We start from the raw sequence: 19,432 nt of genomic DNA, 5'->3' as shown, positions 1-19,432 counted from the left end.
CTCAGTTGTCCTTCGCCTTCGTGAGCGCCTGCTCGCCGTTGCGCTGGAGGTTGCCGAGGACGGTCTTCGGGTCGGTGCTCGCCAGCGCCGCGAGGTCGGTGTTGAACTGGCCGAGGACCTTGTCGAAGCCGGCCACGGTCACCGGGCCCTGCGCGTAGGCGTTGGCGTCGAGCCACACCTTCGCGCTCGGGTCCTTCTTCGCCAGCTCGGTCTGGGCGCTGGTGCGGGAGGGCAGCACACCGAACGCGTCGGCGTTCGCGAGCTGCTGCTTCGCGGAGGTCAGGTACTTCACCAGGTCGACGGCGGCGGACTGGTGGGTGCTCTCGGCGGCGACGCCCCAGCACTGGCTGAAGGCGAGGGTGCCCTTGCCGCCGGGCCCGGCGGGCAGCGGCACGGCCGTGTACCCGGTGTCGGGGTAGTCGGTCTTCATGGCGCCGGTCAGCCAGCTGCCCTCGATGGTCATCGCGGCCTTGCCCTTGCCGAGCGCCTCACCGCCCCACCCGGTGTCGACCTGGGCGGCGTACTTCAGGGAGCCGGACTTCAGCAGCGACTTGACGTAGGTGAGCGCCTCGACGTTCTCGCTGCTGTCGGCGGTCATCTTCGACTGGTCCGGGTCGGTGATCCAGCCGCCGGCCTCCTTCAGGAAGACACCGAGCCGCGCGTACTCGGCGCCGACGACCAGACCGGTGGTGCCCTTGCCGGTCAGCTTGTCGGCGACCTTCTTCAGCTCGGCCCAGCTGGTCGGGTAGTCCTTGTCGGTCAGCCCGGCCTTCTTCCACAGGTCGGTGTTGATCGCCAGGGCGAGCGTGGAGACGTCCTTGGGCAGGCAGGTCAGCTTGCCGTCGTAGGTGAAGGACTGGCGCAGCCCCTCGTTGAAGTCGTCGGCGTCGGAGACCTTGTCGCCGTAGGCGTACAGGGAGCCGCCCTTGGCGTAGTTCGCGAACTGGTCGGAGTTGACGTAGAACGCGTCCGGCGGCTTGTGCCCGGCGAAGGACTGCGCGAGCTGCTGGTTGATGTCCTTGGCGACGTCCACGGTCACCTTGTTGCCCGACGCCTTCTCGTACGCGGCCACGGCGTCCTGCACGGCCTTGGTCTCCGCGTCGCCCGAGGAGGCGATCAGGATCTTGAGGTTCTGCTTCGAGCTGCTGTCCTGCTGGGTCTTCTCGTCACTGTCGAAACCTGACGAGCAGCCGGTGACGGCCAGCAGCGCCGCGCAGCTCACAAGGGCCGCGGCGGCCGTACGGTGTGCCATGGAATCCTCCGTGGATCAGGGGTGGTTCGTGTGCGGCTCCACCCGGGCGGGGCACTGGGGCACGGGCCCGGGGTGTGGGGATGGAGGAGGGGAACGGGTGGGGGTGGGGGTTGCGGCTTTGAGGTGGGGCTGAGGGGGTGGGGCTGTGGTCGACGGCTGTGCAGAAACGTTTCTGAAGCGGGCACTGCCGAGGGAACGCCGGCCGAGGGGTGCGCGGGTCGGACGGTTTCCCGGGGCGGTGCGGTCGCCTGAAGGGGCTTCCGCGGGGTGACGGTGATCGGCTCCCGCCGGGTGGCCGACGGGTCGGGTTGGCCGGGTTGGCCGGGTCGCGGGTGGGGCGGTGGCCCGCCGTCGACTGGCCGTTGACGTTGACGTTGACGTTGACGTTGCCGTCGCCGTTGCCGTCGTCGTCGACCGCCGGTGGTGGCTCCCGGTGGTTGCTCCCGGCGGTGGCTCCTGCCGTCGGCTCCCGGAGTCGGGGGCCGGAGCCGGGTGCCGAGGCCGGTCGCCGACGTTGGGGCCGGGGCCGGGGCTACCCGCCGGGCGGCGGTGGTCCGGCCGTGCTGTCGCGGGCGACCAGCGACGGTTCCAGCAGGATGCGCTCCGCCTCGGCGTCCGGTGCGGCGAGCCGGGCGAGCAGCAGCCGTACGCACTCCCGTCCGACCTGCTCCAGGGGCTGGGCCAGTGAGGACAGTTCGGGGGAGAGCAGTTCGGCGGTCGGCGAGTCGTCGAAGCCGACGACGGAGACGTCCCGGCCGGGCACCGCGCCGCGCTCGCGCAGCGCCCGGTAGCAGCCGAGGGCCAGCATGTCGCTCGCCGCGACGACGGCGGTGGCGCCCGCGTCGAGGAGCGGCTTCGCCGCCGCGCCCGCCGCGTCGATGTCGTTCACGCTCTGCCCGCGCCGTCCCCGGGTGGACAGACCGTGCCGTCGCATCGCCCGCTGCCAGCCCGCGGCCCGGTCGTCACCCGCGCCCGACGAACCGCGCTCCCAGCCGAGGAAGGCGATCTTGCGGTGCCCGAGGGCGACCAGGTGCTCGACGGCGGCGTCCGTCCCGGAGGCGCCGTCGACGTCGACCCAGTCACCGATCTGCCGTCCCGACCACATCCGTCCGAAGCTGACGAACGGCACGCTCCGCTTGGCCAGCCACGCCTGCCGGGGGTCGCCGTGCTCGGTGCCGCTCAGCACGAAGGCGTCCACCTCGTGCTGGTCGAGCAGCTCCTCGTAGCCGTCCAGCGTCGGACCGCCGGGCGGGCAGGCGAACAGCAGGATGCGGTAGCCCGCCTCGTCGGCGGCCTGTGAGACGGCGTGCAGAAAGCGGTCGAGCACCGGGTAGCTGAACGGCGAGGGCTGGATGCCGTAGCCGATGAGCCTGCTGGAGCGGGTGCGCAGGGTCTGCGCGGCGCGGCTGGGGCGGTAGCCCATCTCGTCGATCGTCCGCCTGACCCGGTCCAGGGTCTCGGGGCGGAGCAGGTCGGGCGAGTTGATGGCGTTCGACACGGTCTGCGGTGACACCCCGGCCCGGCGGGCGACCATCGCGAGGGTCACCGGGCCGCCTTTGGCCGGAGGGCTGTTGCTGGAGCGGGGCATGCGGGGGCTCCGACGTACGGGAGGAGAAGCGGGACGTGCGGACGGTACTGCGGCTCGGATCTCGGCGTCGACCTTGATGCCTCGATCATGCGGATCGATCGGATCGCGCGGATCGGATCGTACGGATCGATCGGATCGTACGGATCGGATCTGTTCGTGCGAATCGGATCATGCGGATCGGATCGTGTGGATTGGATCTTGAAGCTTGGATCTTGCTTGCTGGTTTTAGCGTTCCAAAAGCATTGTCAGCGCGCTGAGGAGCGACTTACTGTCTTTGGAACGATCTAACGCTGAGAGGTTCTACTCACTTGGACACCACTGTCAAGCCCCAGGACACCAACGGGTCGGTCACGGCGTCCCCCGTCGAAGTCGCCGGACTCCAGCCGTTCCTGCATGACGCGGTCGTCACGCTGCATGCCCCGAGCCTGGTCGTCTCCCGTGCGGACGGGCAGCTCAGCGAGGGTGCGGACGGCTTTTACCACGGTGACCGCCGGGCCCTTTCCCGGCTGACCGTCGCCGCCGAGGGCGTACCCGTCGCGCCGGTCGGCGGCGGCCTGCGCGGCGCGGACCGGGCGGAGTTCCGGTCGATCCTGCGCGGGCTCGGCGAGGTGACCCCGGACCCGGCCGTCGCCCTGCGCCGCAGCCGCGCCACCGGGGCGGGCCGCCTGGAGGAGACCTTCGAGGTCACCAACGCGGGCACCCGCCCGGTGCTGTTCCGGCTGACGGTCACGGCGGGCACGGACCTGGCCCCGATGGAACAGGTGAAGTCGGGCCGCTTCCCGAACCTGGCGACGGGCGAGGGACCACTGTGGCCGGGGACGCCGGCCGGCGGGACGACGTCGGCAACCGGCGCGGCGACCGCGGGTGCGGGGAGCGCGGGTGCGGGGACGGCGAGTGTGACGGCGGCTGGTGCGGAGGTGACTGGTGCGGCGGCGACTGGTGCGGCGGGGGCGAACGCGGCGCGGCGCCCGGAGCGGGCGGCGGTGGCCGGTCTGACCTGGGGGTCGGACGATTTCACCGTCAGGCTCTCGACGAACCTGGCCCCGACCGCCGTCGACCTCGACGAGGACTCGGCCGTCCGCCTGTCGTACGACATCGGCCTGGCCCCGGGGGACGCCTGGTCCCTCACCCTGACCTGCGCGGCGGCCTACACGGACGGTGACCAGTTCCCGCCCCCGCCGGCCGACCGGCTGCCGTGGAGCGTCCCGGAGCTGCGCAGCGCGGACCGCGCCCTCGACCGCTGGCTCGTGCAGTCGCTGGCCGACCTCGACCGGCTGCGGCTGACCGACGCGATGTCGTCGGACCCGGCGCACCCGGACCAGTTCCTGGCGGCGGGCGCCCCCTGGTTCCTGACCCTGTTCGGGCGGGACGCGCTGTGGGCGGCCCGGATGCTGCTGCCGCTCGGCACCGAGCTGGCGGCCGGCACGCTGCGGACGCTGGCCCGCCGTCAGGGCGCGGTCACCGACGTGGCGACGGAGGAGCAGCCCGGCAAGATCCTGCACGAAGTGCGCAGGGCGTCCCTGCACTTCAGCGACGCGCTCTCGCTGCCGCCCGTCTACTACGGCACCGTCGACGCGACCCCGCTCTGGATCACGCTGCTGCACGACGCCTGGCGCTGGGGCCTGCCCGAGGCCGAGGTGACGGAGCTGCTGCCGCACGCCGAGGCGGCCCTCGCCTGGATGCGCGAGCAGGCGGACGCGAGCGGCGACGGCTTCCTGAAGTACGTCGACCAGACCGGTCACGGCCTGTCCAACCAGGGCTGGAAGGACTCCGAGGACTCCATCAGACACCGCGACGGCCGACTGGCGAGCACGCCGATCGCGCTCTGCGAGGTGCAGGCGTACGCGTACGAGGCGGCGCGCGGCGGAGCGGCCCTGCTGCGGGCGTTCGGCCGGCCAGGCGCCGACGAGTGGGACCGCTGGGCCGAGGAGCTGGCGGACCGTTTCCGGGCCCGTTTCTGGGTCGAGGACGAGCGGGGCCGCTACCCGGCGGTGGCCCTGGACGGCGAGGGCCGCCCGGTGGACTCGGTCACCTCGGGCTTCGGGCACCTGCTGGGCACGGGGCTGCTCAACCGCGAGGAGAGCGCCCTGCTGGCGGCCCGGCTGGCCGCGCCGGACCTGGACTCGGGGCACGGGCTGCGCACGCTCAGCACGGAGTCGGTGGGCTTCAACCCGTACGGCTACCACATCGGTTCGATCTGGCCGCACGACACGGCCATCGCGGTGCGGGGCCTGGTGCGGGCGGGCTTCCCGGCGGCGGCGGCGTCCCTCTCGCAGGGCCTGCTGACGGCGTCGACGTCCTTCGCGTCCCGCCTCCCGGAACTCTTCGCGGGCCACGGCGCGCGGGAGACCCAGGACCCGGCTCCCTACCCGGCGTCGTGCCGCCCGCAGGCGTGGGCGGCGGCGGCATCGGTGGCGGTCCTCCAGTCGGCCCTCGGCCTGGAGGCGGACGCCCCCGCGGGAACCCTCACGGTGACCCCGACCTTCGCGTCGACCTACGGCCCGCTGACGCTGACGGACCTGCGGATCGCGGGCGCCCGCCTGGACATCACGGTGACCGCGGACGGAACGGTGACGGTGGAGGCACCGGAGGGGGTCCGGGTGGTGGAGGGCTGAGCCTGGGGCGGCCGGTGCCGGGCGCCGGGCCTGGCCGCTGGGGCCCGCGCACGGCCCCGGCGGACGATGTCATCGACGAGACCGACGGGCCGGCTGCTCAGCGCCGGCCGCCGACCTCGGCATCGGTGACGGCTATGGCGATGCCGAGCGCCTTGGCGATGTTGCCCGCCGCCGTCATGACGCGGGCGGTGCCCACGACGGGCGCGATGGCCACCAGGACGTCCTGCACCTGGTCGGCGGTGACGCCGGTCTCCAGGGCGGGATCGATGTGGGCCGCGTAGGAGATGGGCGGGGCGTCCGAGGCGGCGAGCGCCGCGACGCGCGCGAGGAGCAGCATGTCGGGGGAGAGGCCGCAGCGCTCGACCGAGTCGACCGCCATGGCGGTGAGGGTGTCCAGGACTGGGGTGTCAGATGCGGTGGTCATGGTTGATGTCCTTCGGGGTGTGTTCCTCCGGTCGGGGGATGGGGGCACGGATCCACGAAAAGGTGGGCCCCTCTTCACGGTAGAACGCATCCGGGCTCGACGCAGGGGCCCAGGGGGCCCTTCCGCCCGACGAAGGTCCACCGCTCCGGCCGACGGCCGCGGGCCTCCGCCACCAGGCGAGCCCCGTGGCCGTCTGCCTGAGTCGTCAGCGCAGGCGTCGTGAGCCGCCGTGCGCCGTCCCGGTGGCTGCCCGCCCCTCCTGGGCCTGGGCCTCGCGCGGCTCGGGGGTGGTGGCCTTCGCGACGTCGAACCAGTTCCCGTAGCGGTCGGCGAGGCCGGGGGCGGACATGCCGTGCAGCAGGACGCTGAGGCCGATGGTGACGGCGACGACCTGCCCCAGCAGCGCGGTCCCGGGCACGGAGTCCTCCACCACGAGAAGCCCGAACACCACGGAGGCTAGGCCGCGGGGCCCGAACCAGCCGACGTACGCCACGGTGGGCAGCCGCATGCCGCTACCGGCGAGCGCGAGGGCCACCGGAACCATCCTGACCACCGTCAGACTGAGCACCGCGTAGACGACGATCCGCCAGCCGAGGTGCTCGAGTGCCGGGCCGAGCAGGACCGCCCCGAACACCAGGAAGCTCAGGTTCCCCAGCAGCCCGCCCAGGTACTCGGCCAGGTCGGCGGGCCGCTCCCCGGCAGGCCGACCGTCCGCGGGTTCGCTCCCGCGCAGCGCGGCGCCGAACGCGAAGCCGCCCGCCCAGGTGGCGATGAAGCCGCTCCCGTCCAAGGCCGCCGCCACGCCGTACGCGCAGAGAGCCACCGCCAGGACGACGACCTGCCGCCACTCGTCCGTCACCCAGCCCCTGACCCGCGCGAGGGACAGCAGCCGTCCGCCGACCTGCCCGAGGCCCAACCCCACCACGCCGCTGACCACCAACGACCGCCAGAACACTCCGCCCACGCCCTCCTGGGAGGCGACGGTGCCGGGGATCGCGGCGAGGAACAGCAGGAAGAACGGCAGCACCAGGCCGTCGTTCAGACCGCTCTCGACGTTGAGCCCGTGGCGTACGAGGGCCGGGACACGCGGACTTGAGCAGGCGGTCTTGCCGAGCGCAGCGTCGGTGGGGGCGAGAACCGCGCCGAGCAGCGCGAACTCCCAGAGGGTCAGCCCCGGGAGCAGGGACCACGCCAGCAGCCATCCCGCTCCGATGCTCAACGGCAGGCCGATCACCAGCAGCCGCAGCGGCAGGAAGGCGCCGGTGCGCAGGTCACCTCCGCGTACCGCCATCGAGTCGGTGAAGATCATCAGGGCCAGGGCCGCCTCGACCAACGTCAGCACCGGACCGGCGTCGTGACCCAGGTCGAGAATTCCCAGCCCGATCGGCCCGATGAGCACGCCGAAGCCGGTGAACACCAGGGGAGCCGACACCGGTGTCGAGGCCAGGCGGCGCGAGAACAGCCCATAGCCAGCGGTGACGGCCGCGACCGCGGCCCCGGTCCAGGCGTGGCCACCACTCATGACGTCCCGCTCCTCCCGTAGCACCGCGGCCGGCCGCGACCGTCACGGAACAGAGCGCGCCGCGCGGCCGACAGGGGGCCGGCAGACGGCGGCCCGATCCGGCCACCGCGGCAGAGATCCCACCGAACCGGGCGTCGCGACGACCGATCCGGGCCAGTGTGGCGCGACCCGAACCCCCGAACCCCGGACCGACACACGTGCCACGGGGCCCGGCCGGTCCCGCCGTGCGCTCGCAGTGCCTGTTCCGTATCTCCGGCTCCGGGCAGCCTCGGCACCCAGGCCGGCTGTGTGTCCGCGGTCTGCGAGGCGACTTGGGTGGTGGGGGTGGACCGGCGGCCGAACGCCGTCCACTGCTCACGGCGGTGCGTGACAAGGGCCTGGAGGGCCCGGGAAGGGTTCGTACGGCGAACGGTCACGGTGACCGTTGCGCGAACACCTCCGGACCTTACTGCCGATCAAAAACAATCATCACCGGTCAATCGTCGTGATCGTAGGATCTTAAGTCCGACTCTCGGGTTCGAGAGGCGGGCCGCGTCCCGTCACGGTCAACGGCCCTGCCCGGCCCACGGGTTGAGGTGAGAACGGTGCCCGAGGAGATCGAGGGGACCGGCGACGGCGAACTGGAGCGGCTGGCCGCCTCCCGCGAGGCCAACCGGGACTGATCGTTCTCCAGTTCACGGCCGGCACCCCCACCCGGACCGGCAGCAACTCCTCCACAACACCGCCCGCTTCGTCCCTCCCTCTCGCTCCGGCAGGATGAGCACATGCTCATCGTGATCGGCGGACTGCCCGGCACCGGCAAGACCACGCTCGCGCGGCTGCTGGCCGCACGCATCGGCGCGGTCCACCTGCGCATCGACACCATCGAACAGGCCATCGTCCGCTCCGGCCTGGCACAGCATCCCGTCGGACCGGCCGGCTACGTCATCGGATACGCCCTCGCCGAAGAACATCTCCAGCAAGGGCTGACCGTGATCGCGGAATCCGTGAACCCCCTGGCCGTCACCCGCGACAGCTGGAAGAACGTGGGGTCCAAGGCGGCCGTCCCCGTCGTCGAAGTGGAAGTCGTCTGCTCAGACCCGGACGAGCACCGAGGCCGCGTGACCACACGGTCGATCGACATCCCCGATCTGCCCCTGCTCGACTGGCAGCAGGTCCTCAGCCGCGACTACGAGCCCTGGGACCGGGAGCACCTCGTCGTCGACACGGCCGGCCAACACCCGCGGGAGTCGCTCGCCTTGCTCCTCCACCACCTTGATCACCTCGACGGACGCTGATCGGAGCCAACGAAGGCTGACGAACCGCGACATGTCATGTTGGCCTCAGGAACAGGTACTCACGACGTGCCGGGAGTGCCTGACGCTGCGGCGCGGTGCAGCCGATCTCCACGCCGATGCCGCGTACCGGCTGATGAGGCAGGGCGTGAAGGTGCTGCCTCTCGACACCGGCAATGCCACTCCATCGGACGTGGCACGACGAATCGCCGCCGGAACCCCGCCCCTGCCGATAGCCTCGGTCACCACCTCACCTCACCTGCCCGTCCGGCCCCCAAGGAACATGAGCGGACAACTGGCACGGCCCGTCATCGACACTCACGTCATCGTCCGCGACGGCGACCAGGTCCTTCTGTCGCGGCGTAACGGCCCCTACGGCCACGGCCGATGGCACATGCCGTCGGGCAAGCTCGACCAGGGCGAGTCCCTTCCCGACGGCGCCGCACGGGAGTTGTACGAGGAGACCGGCATCACCGTCGTCCCGGTTCACCTCCGCCTGGTCCAGACCGTGCATCACCGGCAGGACGCGTGTACGGAGCGGATCGGGTTCTTCTTCGAGGCCACCGAATGGGAAGGGCGGCCCGTCAACAAGGAGCCCGAGAAATGCCTCGCCCTTGAGTGGTTCCCCGTGCACGACCTGCCCGACGACATCATCGAGTACCCGAAGGCCGGCCTGCGCGGCTACCTCGACGACAGCGGCCCACTCACCGAACACGGCTGGCAGCAGACCGGTCGGCCTCTCCACCGCTCGTAGCGTCGCCCGTCGCCCGCATCCAGGCCCTCAAGCAGCCTAGGCCGATCTCCGAGGCGAGCAAGGGTGGCTCAGGAGGCCAGGTGGTCGACACCTGAAGCGACGTCAACCGGCCCGGCCAGTCGACGGAGCGGCTTGACCATGACGGCGTACACCGGTGAGTCCGCGAACGGTTGCTGCTCGCCGGCCTTGGCGTACCCCCACGACTCGTAGAGCGCCTGCACCTTGGGGTGGGTCACGTCGACGAGGAGTACGGCGAGGTCTTCCGTTCGCTCCTTCAGGAGCGCTTCGTGGAGTCGTTCGGAGATTCCCTGCTTGCGCCAGCGGGGGCGCACCATGACCTCGGACACGGCGTAAGTGGAGGAGTAGCCGTTGTTCGGCTGGTAGCCGGTGGAGCGCCACCACTCGCGGCCGGGCGTGAGCGGGGCGCCGTAGGCGAAGCCGGTCGGTTCGTCCCCGTCGTAGGCCACGACGCAGGAGAAGCCGTCCATGCCGGACCAGTGGTCGGCGAACCAGGCGAAACGCTGGTGGAAGGGGTCGTCCATCTGGTCGGCGTAGGCGTCGGCGTGTACGTCGATGAGCATCTGCCGGAAGCCTTCGGGGAGGTTTCCGTGCTGGTGATGACGCAGGTCGGTCACGCTCGGCTCCATTCGGTTCGCATGCGGTCGGCCCAGTCTCGTGCGTAGGCGGTGGAGGGGGCCCGGACGAACAGGTCCCGGTGGAAGTCGCCGATGAGCGTGCGCATGCGGCCCGGCAGGGGATCACCGTCCATGATCGTGAAGACGTCGGAGGCGGTCACCGTGGCTTGCTCGGCGTCGCCCTGCTGGAGCTGAGCGAGGGCGAGCTGTGCGGTGGCGAGGGCCTTGTTGCGCCGGAAAGCTGCCGGGATCTGGGCCAGGGCACGGTGGGCCATGGCCTCGGCGTGGGCGGGGCGCCCGCTGTTGAATTGCACGACGGCGGCGAGGTGGTCGAGTTCGGCCTGGCCGTAGAAGGCCGTCCAGCGCGGGCGTTCGCGCTCCATCGTCCTGGTGTAGGTGTCCTGGGCAGATTTCAGGGACCGCAGGCCGGCCCGTCCGTCCCCGAGGGCCGCGTACGCGAGGGCGGCGCGGACTCGGCCCAGTGAGTCGAAGAACGGGTCCCGGCGGGCTGCGTAGGAAACTTGGGCGGCTTGTGCCGCCGCGAGTGCCTCGGGCCAGTTGTGCCGCTGGTAGGCGAGCATGGAGAGGTTGACCCACACCCGGATCTCGGTGGGGCCGTCCTGGGAGAGACCGGCGTACGTCGCGGATTCGTTCAGGTACTTCTGCGCCTGGTCGAGATTGCGGGCGTCGATGCAGGACCAGGCCGCGATGGTGGTGTACTCGGCGGCCAGTGCGTACAGGGCGCGGCGGACGCGTTCACTGGCGTTGCGCTGCTGCAACTCCAGAACGCCGTCGCGGCCTGTGGCGGCTGCCCTTTCCAGTTCGAAGTGGCCGCCTTGGCGGTCGTCGGCCTCGACGAGTGCGTTCATTCCGGCGGCTGCGCGTGCCACGTCCGACAGGCCGACGGCGCGGCGTTGGGCCACCAAGGGGACGGCTGCGGCTGCGGTCCCGGTGGCTGAGGCGATGAAGGTGCGACGCCGCACGGGATCCTCCTCCTGCGGGTGGTGCGTGGTGCGTGGTGCGTTGAACCCTAGATCCTCGACCGGACAGCCGAACACCCGCTCCAGAGCGGCGCATGTGCGTCCGATGGGCCGGCGCGAGGTTCCGTTCAGCAGGTTGCGTACCGTCCGGGCGGAGACGTCGCCGGGTCGGCCGGTGATGTCCGCGAGTGCCGTGTTCATCCGACCTGCTAATTCGTCCTGCGTGAGCCCGAGTTCGGCCATCCGGTTCTTGAGGATGGCGTTCGCTGCCATGCCTTCGACGGTAGACCGGCAGCATCGAGCGAACCAGCCCACAGGTCACGGGACCGTAAAGTCTTCCGGTTCGAGGCGACCGGCGAGTGAGCGACCTTTCCTGTTCCCTTCCTGCCGCGGGTCGTTGACTGGTCATCGCCCGTCGGAAGGTCCCCCTTCTCCTTTCCTTCCGACGGCATGGAGAAGGGCCTGTTCCGTCGTCACCCCGTCGGCGGGGCGGGCGTCCCACCCTTGGAGGGATGTTCTCGTGACCATGACCGCAGCTCGACCTACTGCGACCGGCGCACCCGGGTACACCGAGACGATGCCGTGTGAGCGGGAATCCGCTCGCCGGGCCCGTCTGCTCGTCGCCGCTGTCCTGGACGCCTGGGGCATAGGTGAGTTGGCCGGGGATGGGGTCCAGGTCGTCGCCGAGCTGGTCAACAACGCGGTCCGTCATACGCGGTGCCGTGTCGTCCAGGTCCGGGTCACGCGGCCGGCCGAGGGTGTGGTGCGCATCGGTGTCGCGGACAACTGCCGGGACACTCCCGAGCCGGGCGACCCCGACGACGACTCGGAGGGAGGGCGCGGCCTGCTCCTGGTCGAGGCCCTCAGCTGGAGATGGGGCTACGACCGAAAGCGCCGGGGCAAGGTCGTGTGGGCCGAGCTGAAAGTGCCGGGCGCGGAAGCGCCGGTCGCACGGTGAGGCCCCGCATCTCGTTACGGCTCATGGGGGCCCACGAGTTGGTGGCTGACCCGAATCCGGACGCCTGCGTCGACATCACCCTCGGTCCACTCCAGTCGGCAGGAGCTTGCGATCCGCCGAAGTTCGCCGAGCCGCTGCGCATCACACCTGCCGATCTCCTCCGGCTGCGCATGGAGTCCGACCTGGCGCTCGGGGAGATGCGCGCCGAGGTGGTTCGAGCGGACTACGCGTGGCAGCGGCATCTCGGCCGCTGGTACGCCGAGGGCCGAGAAGCCGTCGAGGCCGGGGAGCCGGAAGCAGTCCTGCTCACGCGAGTGCTTGAGGGCCTTCGACGGCAAGTTCTCGTGCCGGTCTGACCTCGTGTATGTCGGCGACCGGCCTCACCGCTCCCGCTGGGCACATGACAGCCGCAGGTGGCCGGCGGGCAAGCAAGACAGTCATCACCCACGTACCTCCACCACGAAAGGAAGATTGTGTTCAACCACATGGATCGCTTTCCCACGGGCAGCCCGCTGCCACAGGGACACCTGACCGCCGTCCCATGGGGCCTGCGCCGGATCGCCCCGTACCCGCCCGTCGAGGACTCCGGTCACGCGACGGTGGAGTTGGACCCGGCGACGCAGACCGCCCGGTACTTCGACGCTTCCGGGGCGCCCACCATGTCCCCCGGCCACGGCACGTCTTCCGGTACGAACCCCAAGACCGGCACGACCGGCCAGGGGGACCGCAACAGCGACTCCCCGGACAGCGACACGGGCAACGACACCGACCAGTGACTGTGGTGAAGAACGACGAGCGTCCGGTCCTGATCGTCACCAACCTCGACGACCCGACCGCGGACTTCGTGATCGCCGAGCTGCACGACCGGGGTGTCCCGGTCGTGCGGTTCGACTCCGGTGACTTCCCGGCCACCCTGTCGTGCTCGGCCACCATCGGCGGTGACACCGACGGCTGGCGGGGAAGCGTGCGGACCCCGAGCCGACATGCCGAATTGGGCGCCGTGCGCTCCATGTACTACTGGCGCCCCTCCGGGTTCGCCTTCCCTCACCTCGACAGGCAGGACGAACGGTTCGCCGTGGCCCAGGCCCGCTACGGGCTCGGCGGCATCCTGACGTCCCTGCCTGGCTGCCTCTACGTCAACCACCCCAACCGCATCGGCGACGCCGAGTACAAGCCCGTCGGTCTCGCGGCAGCGGCGGCTGCTGGCTTCACGGTGCCGCCCACGCTCATCACCAACGTTCCGGAAGACGCACGGGCCTTCCTCAAGGAGCACGGCCCGGCCATCTTCAAGCCGATCTCGGTTCCGCTCTATCTGGTCGACGGCCACGCGCAGACCGTCCCCGTGACGGAGGTGTGCGCCGACGAGATCGACGACTCCGTCACCGGCACCATGCACCTCTTCCAGAAGCGCGTGGACAAGGTCGCCGACATCCGGGTCACGGTGCTCGGCGAGCAGACCTTCGCGGTGCGAATCGACTCCGGTCTGCTCGACTGGCGGACGGACTACAGCACCCACACGTACACGCCGCTCGCGGCCCCGCCCGCGGTGGCACGGTCGATGCGTGCCTATCTCGAGCACTTCGGGCTCGTCTTCGGAGCGTTCGACTTCGCTCTGACCGACTGTGGCGAGTGGATCTTCATCGAGTGCAATCCTTCTGGCCAGTGGGCGTGGATGGAGCCGCCCACCGGTCTGCCCATGACCGCCGCCCTCGCCGATCTCCTGGAAGGAGGCATCCGTGGCCAGTGAGCTCGCTATCGAGACGGCCGCTGCCGATCTACGGCTTCGGCTCGCTCACCGGCTGGAGGAGGACGCCCGGCTGCGGTCGCCGCAGTGGCGAGCCGCCGTCGAAGCGGTGCCCCGCCACATTTTCCTTCCGCGCTTCTACCGGGAGAACGACGCACCCGGCGTCACCACCTGGGAGCCCGTGACGCCGGAGACCGCCGGCCAGGATGAGTGGCTCCGGCTCGTCTACACCGACGAGACCTGGATGACCCAGTTCGACGGCCACGACATCGACTGGACCGATCCGAAGCCGATCAGCAACGCGACCCCGACCTCGTCATCGACCCTGCCGAGCCTGGTCGTTCGGATGCTGGAAGATCTGGACGTGCACGACGGCATGGACGTGTTGGAGATCGGCACGGGCACCGGCTACTCGACGGCCCTGATGTGCCACCGGCTCGGCAGCGGGAACGTGACGTCGATCGAGACGGACGAGGGCGTGGCGCGGAGGGCCCGCGAGGCCCTCACCGAGTCCGGCCACGGCCCGCACCTGCTGGTGGGGGACGGCCGCGCCGGCCACCCGGACGGAGCGCCGTACGACCGGCTGATCGCCACCTGCGGCTTCCGCAACATCCCACCCTCCTGGCTGGAACAGGTACGGCCGGGCGGCGTCATCCTCACCACCCTGCGCGGCTGGATGCGCTCCCTCGGCCTGGTCAAACTCATCACCGCCGGGGACAGCGCGAGCGGCTGGTTCAGCGAGGACGACCCGAGCTTCATGATCGCGCGCCAACAGGAGGCACCGGAGAACCTGGGCATGGTCCCGGGACCCGACGACGGTACGGTCCGGAAGACCACGCACGGGCCAGAGGCGCTCACCGACTCCGGGCCGGCGTTCATGGCCCAACTCGCCGCACCCGATGCCCGGTTCTTCTCCCTGGCTGTCGACGGCGGCCCGCTCAGCACGTTCGTACTGGACAGCGTCACCGATTCCTTCGCCGTAATCACCGCTGCCGACAGCGGCTGTGAGGTCCGGCAGGGCGGCCCCCGACGTCTCTGGGACATGATCGAGTCGGCCATCGCCACCTGGGAGGAGCACGGCACACCGAGCACCGCCGCGTTCGGAGTGACCGTCTCTCGCGACAGACAGGTCGTCTGGCTCGGAAACCCGAGCGGCCCACAGTGGCGGCTACCCTCCTGAAACAGCCACCACCACCGACGCGAGGAACGCAGGATGGACGACGAGCCGCTGAAGGAGTGGGCGGAACGCCGCGACTCGAAGATCGGCCGACTTCGCGCCCTACCGATCGTCTCCGGCGATGGCCCCAAGGCATCCCACCTGCACCCGGACGCACCCCGAGCCATCGAGCGCTGGAACGGACACGCATGGGAGCCGTACGGCTTCGTCGCCAACCTGGCGGAGGCCAAGGCCCTCCTGCATCCCGAGACCAATGAGCCGACGCCGACGCCGACCGGGCCGGTGCCGAAGCCGCTCGGCTCCGGCACCGGCAAGCACCGCAAGACCCAGCCACCCACATCGGACGGCGGGGGCCCAGCACAGAGGTGATCAGCACCGCCGAAGCGTGGAGGGCACTGCAATGCGAGGCGCACGGGTTACTGCCTGCGTGGTGGGCCTGCTTGGGGTCTGTCTGGCGAGACGGTGGATGAGCCAGGCCAGTGCTCGTGCCGGTCTGTGGGCGTCGTCCAGGGTGCGCCGGGTGAGGACGGCGGACGCGTTGTGGCCAGCGGCCTCCGCCTCCGCCGCGGCGAGGGCGTCGAAGGCGGGGTCTTCGACGATCTGACCCACGTGCTCGGGTACCACCTGGCGTAGATGCCGGATGTGCCGATCCATGGCCCGAGGCGGCCGACGGCTTGAGAGGGCGGCGCCGTTTTTGGTAGCTGGCGCCACGTAGGGAAGGTGTTTTCAGGGCGCAGCCAGACCGTAGGAACACTCCCGGGTCCGGCCATGAAAAAGGCCCCGGACCCCCAGTGAGCTGGGATTCCGGGGCCTCTGCCCTGGTCGATCGTGTGCCCCCGGCAGGATTCGAACCTGCGACACCCGCTTTAGGAGAGCGGTGCTCTATCCCCTGAGCTACGAAGGCGGGGTCTGTCGGAGGGAAGGGATTGCGCACCCCTTGGCCTGCTCCGGCAGCTTTGGTGGGACTGCCCCAGGGCCGAGCCACCGCCGTCAGTGTAGCGGGTTGGCCGTCGTGGGAGAGGCCGGGCTCAGGTCACTGGAGGGGACCGGTCCGGTCGGGAGGAGACCGGTGCTGAGGGGACAGGCTCCGTCGGGAGGAGACCGACGCGTTCGTGACGGGACCACTCCAGTCGGGACGGGACCGGTGCCTTCGCGACGAGGCCGCTCCCGACGGCACGGGACCACTCCCGACGCACGGGACCGCTCCCGTCACCGAGGAAACCGCTCCTCACGTCAGTGGTACACGGGTGAAGCGGCTCGCCACTCTCAGGTCGCGTTCGATGTCCGTCGCCGTCTGGCGCAGGGCCGGCAGGAGGTTCGTCTCGCACTCTCTCAGGGTGTGGCGGGACGCGTGCAGGGCGATGTTCACCGCCGCCACCGCTCGGCCCGCGCGGTCGCGGACCGGGACCGCGATCGAGCGCAGGCCCTCCTCCAACTCCTCTTCCACCAGGGCGAATCCATCCGCGCGGGCGCGTTCGAGGAGGCGGGAGAGGGCCGTCGGGTCCGTCACCGTCCGCGAGGTCAGGCGCGGGAGGGGCGCCGCGTGGGCCGTCGGGGCCGTCGACCCGTGCGACGTCAGGCGGGGCGGTAGGGGCGCGGAGACGGGCGTCGGGGCCGCCACCGTGTGCGGGGTCAGGCGGGGGAGGAGGGTTGGGGGCGTCGGCCCGTGTGGGGTCAGGCGGGGGAGGGGGGTTGCGGGCGTCGGCCCGTGTGGGGGCGGGGGTGTCGGTGGGGGGTCCGCCAGGAGGACGCGGCCCAGTGCGGTCGCGTACGCCGGCAGGCGGGTGCCCACCGCGATGTTCACGCTCATCACCCGCGTCGTCGCCACCCGCGCCGTGTACTGGATCTCGGCCAGGGCGCCCGCGCCCGGTACCAGGATCGCCAGCGACGACGACTCGTTCGTCCGCGCCGACAGCGACGCCAGGTGCGGGGTCGCGATCTGGGGCAGCGTCGTGCGGGACAGCGGCGGATAGCCGAGCGAGAGGACCCGCGGCGTCAGCGTGAACGTCCTGGGGTCCTCGCCCGGCGCCACCAGGCCCAGGTGCTCGTAGGTGATCAGCGCGCGCCGGGCCGTCGCCCGTGCCAGGCCCGTCGCCTTCGCCACGTCCGTCAGGGTGAGCGCAGCCCGGCCCTCCCCGAACGCCGTCAGCACCGTCAGTCCGCGGGCCAGCGACTCCACGAACTCCCGGCCCAGTTCCTGCTTCGACGACCCCGTCCAGGTCGCGAGCCCGGACGGCGCCGCCGTCTGCTGCGGCGGGCCCGCCGTCCGCAGGGTCCGTTCCATCCGGGCCACCGCCGACCGCAGCCTCGGCAGCAGCGTGTCCCGCAGCTCCGCCGCCGAGTGTCTGCTGGTGTGGCTCACCACGCTCACCGCGCACACGATCCGGCCGCCGCGCGGGTCCCGCACCGGCACCGCGACCGCCACGAGACCCGGTTCGATCAACTGGTCGTCGAGCGCCCAGCCCGTCTCCGCCGCCTCCTTCACCCGGCGGGAAAACGTTGCGTTCAACGTCTCAGCGCCGTACGGGATTTCGGGTGTCCGCTGTCTCAACTCCTCCTGCGGCAGCGCCGGGTAGTCCCTGGCCCTCGCGTCCGTCGTGCTCCGGTCGCGCCAGCTCCGCCACTCCCGCTCCGTCCACTCGGTCGCGAACAGCGGTCCGGGCGCGGTGCGTTCGGACGGCAGGAGGTCGCCGATGCGGAAGGCGAGGGACATCGCGCGGCGTCGCGTCGCCTGGTGGACGAAGCGGACGCCGTCGCCGTCGGGCACCGCCAGGGACACCGACTCGTCCAGTTCGTCGGCGAGGGCGTCCGCGTGCCCGCCCAGCAGCGACGGCAGCCGCAGCGCCGCCAGATACGCGTTGCCCAGCCGCATCACGCCCGGGGCGAGGACCGCGTCGCGGCCGTCCATCCGTACGTGTCCCATCCGGGTGAGCGTCGCGGTGACCCGGTCCACCGTGGAACGGGCCAGGCCCGTCGCCCGTTCGAGGCCGCTCGGGCTCAGCGCGCCGCCCGCCTCGGTCAGCGCCCGCAGCACGGAGACCCCGCGGATCAGGGGCGCGACCGCCTCCGCCGGTACGGCGGGCGGCTCCGGTTCAGGGTTCGCGGGCATCGGCTCTCCGGTACGGCGATCAGGGCACGCCTACGGTAGTGCGCGGACCTGGCCCGTCAGGACGTCCGCTCCGGGGGCCACGCTCTCCAGGGGCCTCACCCCCGGGTCACCGCGATCCGGTAGGCGCCCTGCGGGTCCGTCCCCGTCACCGTGATCCGTATGCCGCGGCCCGGGTCCTTGAAGACCTCGCCCCGGGTGAAGGGCGCGTCGGAGAGTTCCGCGTGGACGTTCGGGCTGCGGGTGCAGCCGCCGCTGTCGGGGTGGGAGTCGAGCACCTTCACCGGGCCCATCCCGGTGTCGACGCCCGCGTCGACCTTGTAGATCAGCGCCCCAGGGCGGCAGACGGCCTCGTCGTTGCCCTCCCGGGTGCGCACTTCGACGGCGTATCCGGAGCCGCGGCCGAGGGGGACGAAGAGGAGCTTCGGGCCGCCCTTGCGGGCCAGCGGCGTCAGCGTGAACTCGGACCTGCCGCGCCCCGACGCGCATCTCACCTGGGACGGGTCGAGCCAGCCCAGCTTCCACTTGTGCCAGCCGAGCAGGTCGTTGTCGGCGCCCCAGTCCTCGCTCATGATGTCCCAGTGGCCGACCGCGCCCCCGCCCTCCTGGGTGTACAGGTCGGGCAGGCCGAAGACATGGCCGTTCTCGTGCGGCAGCACCCGGTAGCCGGTGCGGGCGTAGGAGCCCGAGCCGTCGTCCTGGCGGGAGTAGACGAACGACGCGTTGGCGATCGGGACGCCGTCGGCGACCGGGGCGTCCGGGTTGCCCGCGAACGTCACCGACAGGACCGTGTCGAGGGCGGAGGGGCCGGCGTTGGGGGTGACCAGCACGTTCAGGAAGTCGTACGAGCGGAAGTCGACCTGAGGGTCGGCGGCGGACACGATGTCCTGGACGAGGTCGCGGTAGGCGGGGTCGAAGGGGGCGCCGCGCTCTATCCCGTACTCCTTGAACGACCTCGGCATCCGCAGCCAGCGCGCGACGGGGGCTTCGGGGCGGTAGTCGAGGCGGCCGTAGGACGCGGTGCGGAACCACTCCTGGGTCTGCGGGAAGAACTCCCTGAACCGGTCGAGCGCGTCGCCCTGGCCGGGGGCGTCGGAGAAGTCGACCATCAGGGTCAGGGCGCGGACGGTGCCGGTGGAGCGGGAGTAGCCGCCGGTGGTCGGGACGCCCTCGGACATCTGGACGGCGTGCCCTCCGTTGATCATGCAGGGGTCGAGCGCGGTGCCGCGGGCCATGGCTATCGGGCCGGCGCCCGAGCCCGAGTTCCCCCTCGTGAGGTGTCCGGTACCGGCCGAGGTGCTGACCGTGAGGGTCAGGGCGGTCACGGAGGCGAGGGCGGCCACGCGACGCGGGCGTATCCGACGTCTGGTCGGCTGCTGCATGGGCGAGCCCTTCGTCCACGG

At 71.3% G+C, this 19,432-nt stretch carries 17 protein-coding genes and 1 tRNA gene; 9 read left to right on the top strand and 9 right to left on the bottom strand.

Features of this window, described 5'->3' with window-relative positions; genetic code table 11:
- Nucleotide 1 precedes the first annotated feature (1 nt).
- Nucleotides 2-1,252, bottom strand: coding sequence for a sugar ABC transporter substrate-binding protein (locus DDJ31_RS16675; RefSeq protein WP_127179496.1), 1,251 nt, complete (start codon nt 1,250-1,252; stop codon nt 2-4).
- Between the two features lie 532 nt (nt 1,253-1,784).
- Nucleotides 1,785-2,840, bottom strand: a complete 1,056-nt coding sequence (locus DDJ31_RS16670; RefSeq protein ID WP_127179497.1) for a LacI family DNA-binding transcriptional regulator — start codon at nt 2,838-2,840, stop codon at nt 1,785-1,787.
- Between the two features lie 308 nt (nt 2,841-3,148).
- Between DDJ31_RS16670 and DDJ31_RS16665 the strand changes: the two genes are divergently transcribed.
- Nucleotides 3,149-5,455: a glycogen debranching N-terminal domain-containing protein gene (locus DDJ31_RS16665; protein ID WP_127179498.1), complete on the top strand. Its 2,307-nt coding sequence runs from the start codon at nt 3,149-3,151 to the stop codon at nt 5,453-5,455.
- A 97-nt stretch (nt 5,456-5,552) separates the two neighbouring features.
- On the opposite strand, the gene DDJ31_RS16660 is transcribed toward DDJ31_RS16665, so the two are convergent.
- Nucleotides 5,553-5,879: a carboxymuconolactone decarboxylase family protein gene (locus tag DDJ31_RS16660; RefSeq protein WP_127179499.1), complete on the bottom strand. Its 327-nt coding sequence runs from the start codon at nt 5,877-5,879 to the stop codon at nt 5,553-5,555.
- A gap of 205 nt (nt 5,880-6,084) precedes the next feature.
- Nucleotides 6,085-7,401, bottom strand: coding sequence for a cation:proton antiporter (locus tag DDJ31_RS16655; protein ID WP_127179500.1), 1,317 nt, complete (start codon nt 7,399-7,401; stop codon nt 6,085-6,087).
- A gap of 764 nt (nt 7,402-8,165) precedes the next feature.
- On the opposite strand from DDJ31_RS16655, the gene DDJ31_RS16650 reads away from it, so the two are divergent.
- Nucleotides 8,166-8,678 (top strand): AAA family ATPase, encoded by a 513-nt coding sequence (locus DDJ31_RS16650; protein WP_127179502.1) that lies wholly within the window; start codon nt 8,166-8,168, stop codon nt 8,676-8,678.
- A gap of 280 nt (nt 8,679-8,958) precedes the next feature.
- Complete coding sequence (locus DDJ31_RS16645; RefSeq protein WP_127179503.1) at nt 8,959-9,429, top strand: NUDIX hydrolase; 471 nt, start codon at nt 8,959-8,961, stop codon at nt 9,427-9,429.
- 68 nt (nt 9,430-9,497) lie between these two features.
- Here DDJ31_RS16645 and DDJ31_RS16640 read toward each other — a convergent pair whose 3' ends face one another.
- Together DDJ31_RS16640 and DDJ31_RS16635 are read right to left on the bottom strand one after the other, a co-directional pair.
- On the bottom strand, nt 9,498-10,076 hold the full coding sequence (locus tag DDJ31_RS16640; protein ID WP_127179504.1) for a GNAT family N-acetyltransferase: 579 nt from the start codon (nt 10,074-10,076) through the stop codon (nt 9,498-9,500).
- Nucleotides 10,061-11,317: a helix-turn-helix domain-containing protein gene (locus DDJ31_RS16635; protein WP_127179505.1), complete on the bottom strand. Its 1,257-nt coding sequence runs from the start codon at nt 11,315-11,317 to the stop codon at nt 10,061-10,063. The genes DDJ31_RS16640 and DDJ31_RS16635 overlap by 16 nt, the downstream gene beginning before the upstream one ends.
- Before the next feature lie 253 nt (nt 11,318-11,570).
- On the opposite strand from DDJ31_RS16635, the gene DDJ31_RS16630 reads away from it, so the two are divergent.
- The 6 genes from DDJ31_RS16630 (at nt 11,571) to DDJ31_RS16605 (ending at nt 15,292) form a co-directional block, all read left to right on the top strand.
- Nucleotides 11,571-12,002 carry an ATP-binding protein gene (locus tag DDJ31_RS16630; protein ID WP_127179506.1) on the top strand — a complete coding sequence of 144 codons (432 nt, stop codon included), beginning with the start codon at nt 11,571-11,573 and terminating at the stop codon, nt 12,000-12,002.
- 23 nt (nt 12,003-12,025) lie between these two features.
- Nucleotides 12,026-12,358 (top strand): hypothetical protein, encoded by a 333-nt coding sequence (locus tag DDJ31_RS16625; RefSeq protein WP_240678189.1) that lies wholly within the window; start codon nt 12,026-12,028, stop codon nt 12,356-12,358.
- A 117-nt stretch (nt 12,359-12,475) separates the two neighbouring features.
- Nucleotides 12,476-12,778: a putative ATP-grasp-modified RiPP gene (gene tgmA / locus DDJ31_RS16620; protein WP_127179507.1), complete on the top strand. Its 303-nt coding sequence runs from the start codon at nt 12,476-12,478 to the stop codon at nt 12,776-12,778.
- 5 nt (nt 12,779-12,783) lie between these two features.
- Nucleotides 12,784-13,749 (top strand): ATP-grasp ribosomal peptide maturase, encoded by a 966-nt coding sequence (gene tgmB, locus DDJ31_RS16615; protein WP_127182756.1) that lies wholly within the window; start codon nt 12,784-12,786, stop codon nt 13,747-13,749.
- A complete protein-coding gene (gene tgmC / locus DDJ31_RS16610) occupies nt 13,739-14,926 on the top strand; it encodes an ATP-grasp peptide maturase system methyltransferase (protein WP_127179508.1) in 1,188 nt (395 codons plus the stop codon). The genes tgmB and tgmC overlap by 11 nt, the downstream gene beginning before the upstream one ends.
- Before the next feature lie 33 nt (nt 14,927-14,959).
- On the top strand, nt 14,960-15,292 hold the full coding sequence (locus tag DDJ31_RS16605; protein ID WP_127179509.1) for a DUF6087 family protein: 333 nt from the start codon (nt 14,960-14,962) through the stop codon (nt 15,290-15,292).
- Nucleotides 15,293-15,754: 462 nt separating this feature from the next.
- On the opposite strand, the gene DDJ31_RS16600 is transcribed toward DDJ31_RS16605, so the two are convergent.
- The 3 genes from DDJ31_RS16600 to DDJ31_RS16590 all read right to left on the bottom strand — a co-directional run bounded on the left by DDJ31_RS16600 (nt 15,755) and on the right by DDJ31_RS16590 (nt 19,411).
- Nucleotides 15,755-15,827, bottom strand: a tRNA-Arg gene (locus DDJ31_RS16600).
- 324 nt (nt 15,828-16,151) lie between these two features.
- Nucleotides 16,152-18,032, bottom strand: a complete 1,881-nt coding sequence (locus tag DDJ31_RS16595; RefSeq protein ID WP_240678190.1) for an IclR family transcriptional regulator domain-containing protein — start codon at nt 18,030-18,032, stop codon at nt 16,152-16,154.
- A 95-nt stretch (nt 18,033-18,127) separates the two neighbouring features.
- Nucleotides 18,128-19,411 (bottom strand): M6 family metalloprotease domain-containing protein, encoded by a 1,284-nt coding sequence (locus DDJ31_RS16590; protein WP_127179510.1) that lies wholly within the window; start codon nt 19,409-19,411, stop codon nt 18,128-18,130.
- Between the last annotated feature and the right edge of the window lie 21 nt (nt 19,412-19,432).

The sequence above is a fragment of the Streptomyces griseoviridis genome (genome assembly GCF_005222485.1).
Lineage (GTDB): Bacteria > Actinomycetota > Actinomycetes > Streptomycetales > Streptomycetaceae > Streptomyces > Streptomyces hintoniae.
This window is presented reverse-complemented; position numbering and strand designations above follow the sequence as displayed.

What these genes read in the sequence shown, in the direction of transcription:
- DDJ31_RS16605 (WP_127179509.1), top strand. Translation starts at nt 14,960, where the DNA reads ATGGACGACGAGCCGCTGAAGGAGTGGGCGGAACGCCGCGACTCGAAG.
- DDJ31_RS16675 (WP_127179496.1), bottom strand. Translation starts at nt 1,252, where the DNA reads ATGGCACACCGTACGGCCGCCGCGGCCCTTGTGAGCTGCGCGGCGCTG.
- DDJ31_RS16630 (WP_127179506.1), top strand. Translation starts at nt 11,571, where the DNA reads ATGACCGCAGCTCGACCTACTGCGACCGGCGCACCCGGGTACACCGAG.
- DDJ31_RS16625 (WP_240678189.1), top strand. Translation starts at nt 12,026, where the DNA reads ATGGGGGCCCACGAGTTGGTGGCTGACCCGAATCCGGACGCCTGCGTC.
- DDJ31_RS16595 (WP_240678190.1), bottom strand. Translation starts at nt 18,032, where the DNA reads ATGCCCGCGAACCCTGAACCGGAGCCGCCCGCCGTACCGGCGGAGGCG.
- DDJ31_RS16670 (WP_127179497.1), bottom strand. Translation starts at nt 2,840, where the DNA reads ATGCCCCGCTCCAGCAACAGCCCTCCGGCCAAAGGCGGCCCGGTGACC.
- DDJ31_RS16650 (WP_127179502.1), top strand. Translation starts at nt 8,166, where the DNA reads ATGCTCATCGTGATCGGCGGACTGCCCGGCACCGGCAAGACCACGCTC.
- DDJ31_RS16655 (WP_127179500.1), bottom strand. Translation starts at nt 7,401, where the DNA reads ATGAGTGGTGGCCACGCCTGGACCGGGGCCGCGGTCGCGGCCGTCACC.
- DDJ31_RS16590 (WP_127179510.1), bottom strand. Translation starts at nt 19,411, where the DNA reads ATGCAGCAGCCGACCAGACGTCGGATACGCCCGCGTCGCGTGGCCGCC.
- DDJ31_RS16640 (WP_127179504.1), bottom strand. Translation starts at nt 10,076, where the DNA reads ATGGAGCCGAGCGTGACCGACCTGCGTCATCACCAGCACGGAAACCTC.
- DDJ31_RS16645 (WP_127179503.1), top strand. Translation starts at nt 8,959, where the DNA reads ATGAGCGGACAACTGGCACGGCCCGTCATCGACACTCACGTCATCGTC.
- DDJ31_RS16660 (WP_127179499.1), bottom strand. Translation starts at nt 5,879, where the DNA reads ATGACCACCGCATCTGACACCCCAGTCCTGGACACCCTCACCGCCATG.
- DDJ31_RS16635 (WP_127179505.1), bottom strand. Translation starts at nt 11,317, where the DNA reads ATGGCAGCGAACGCCATCCTCAAGAACCGGATGGCCGAACTCGGGCTC.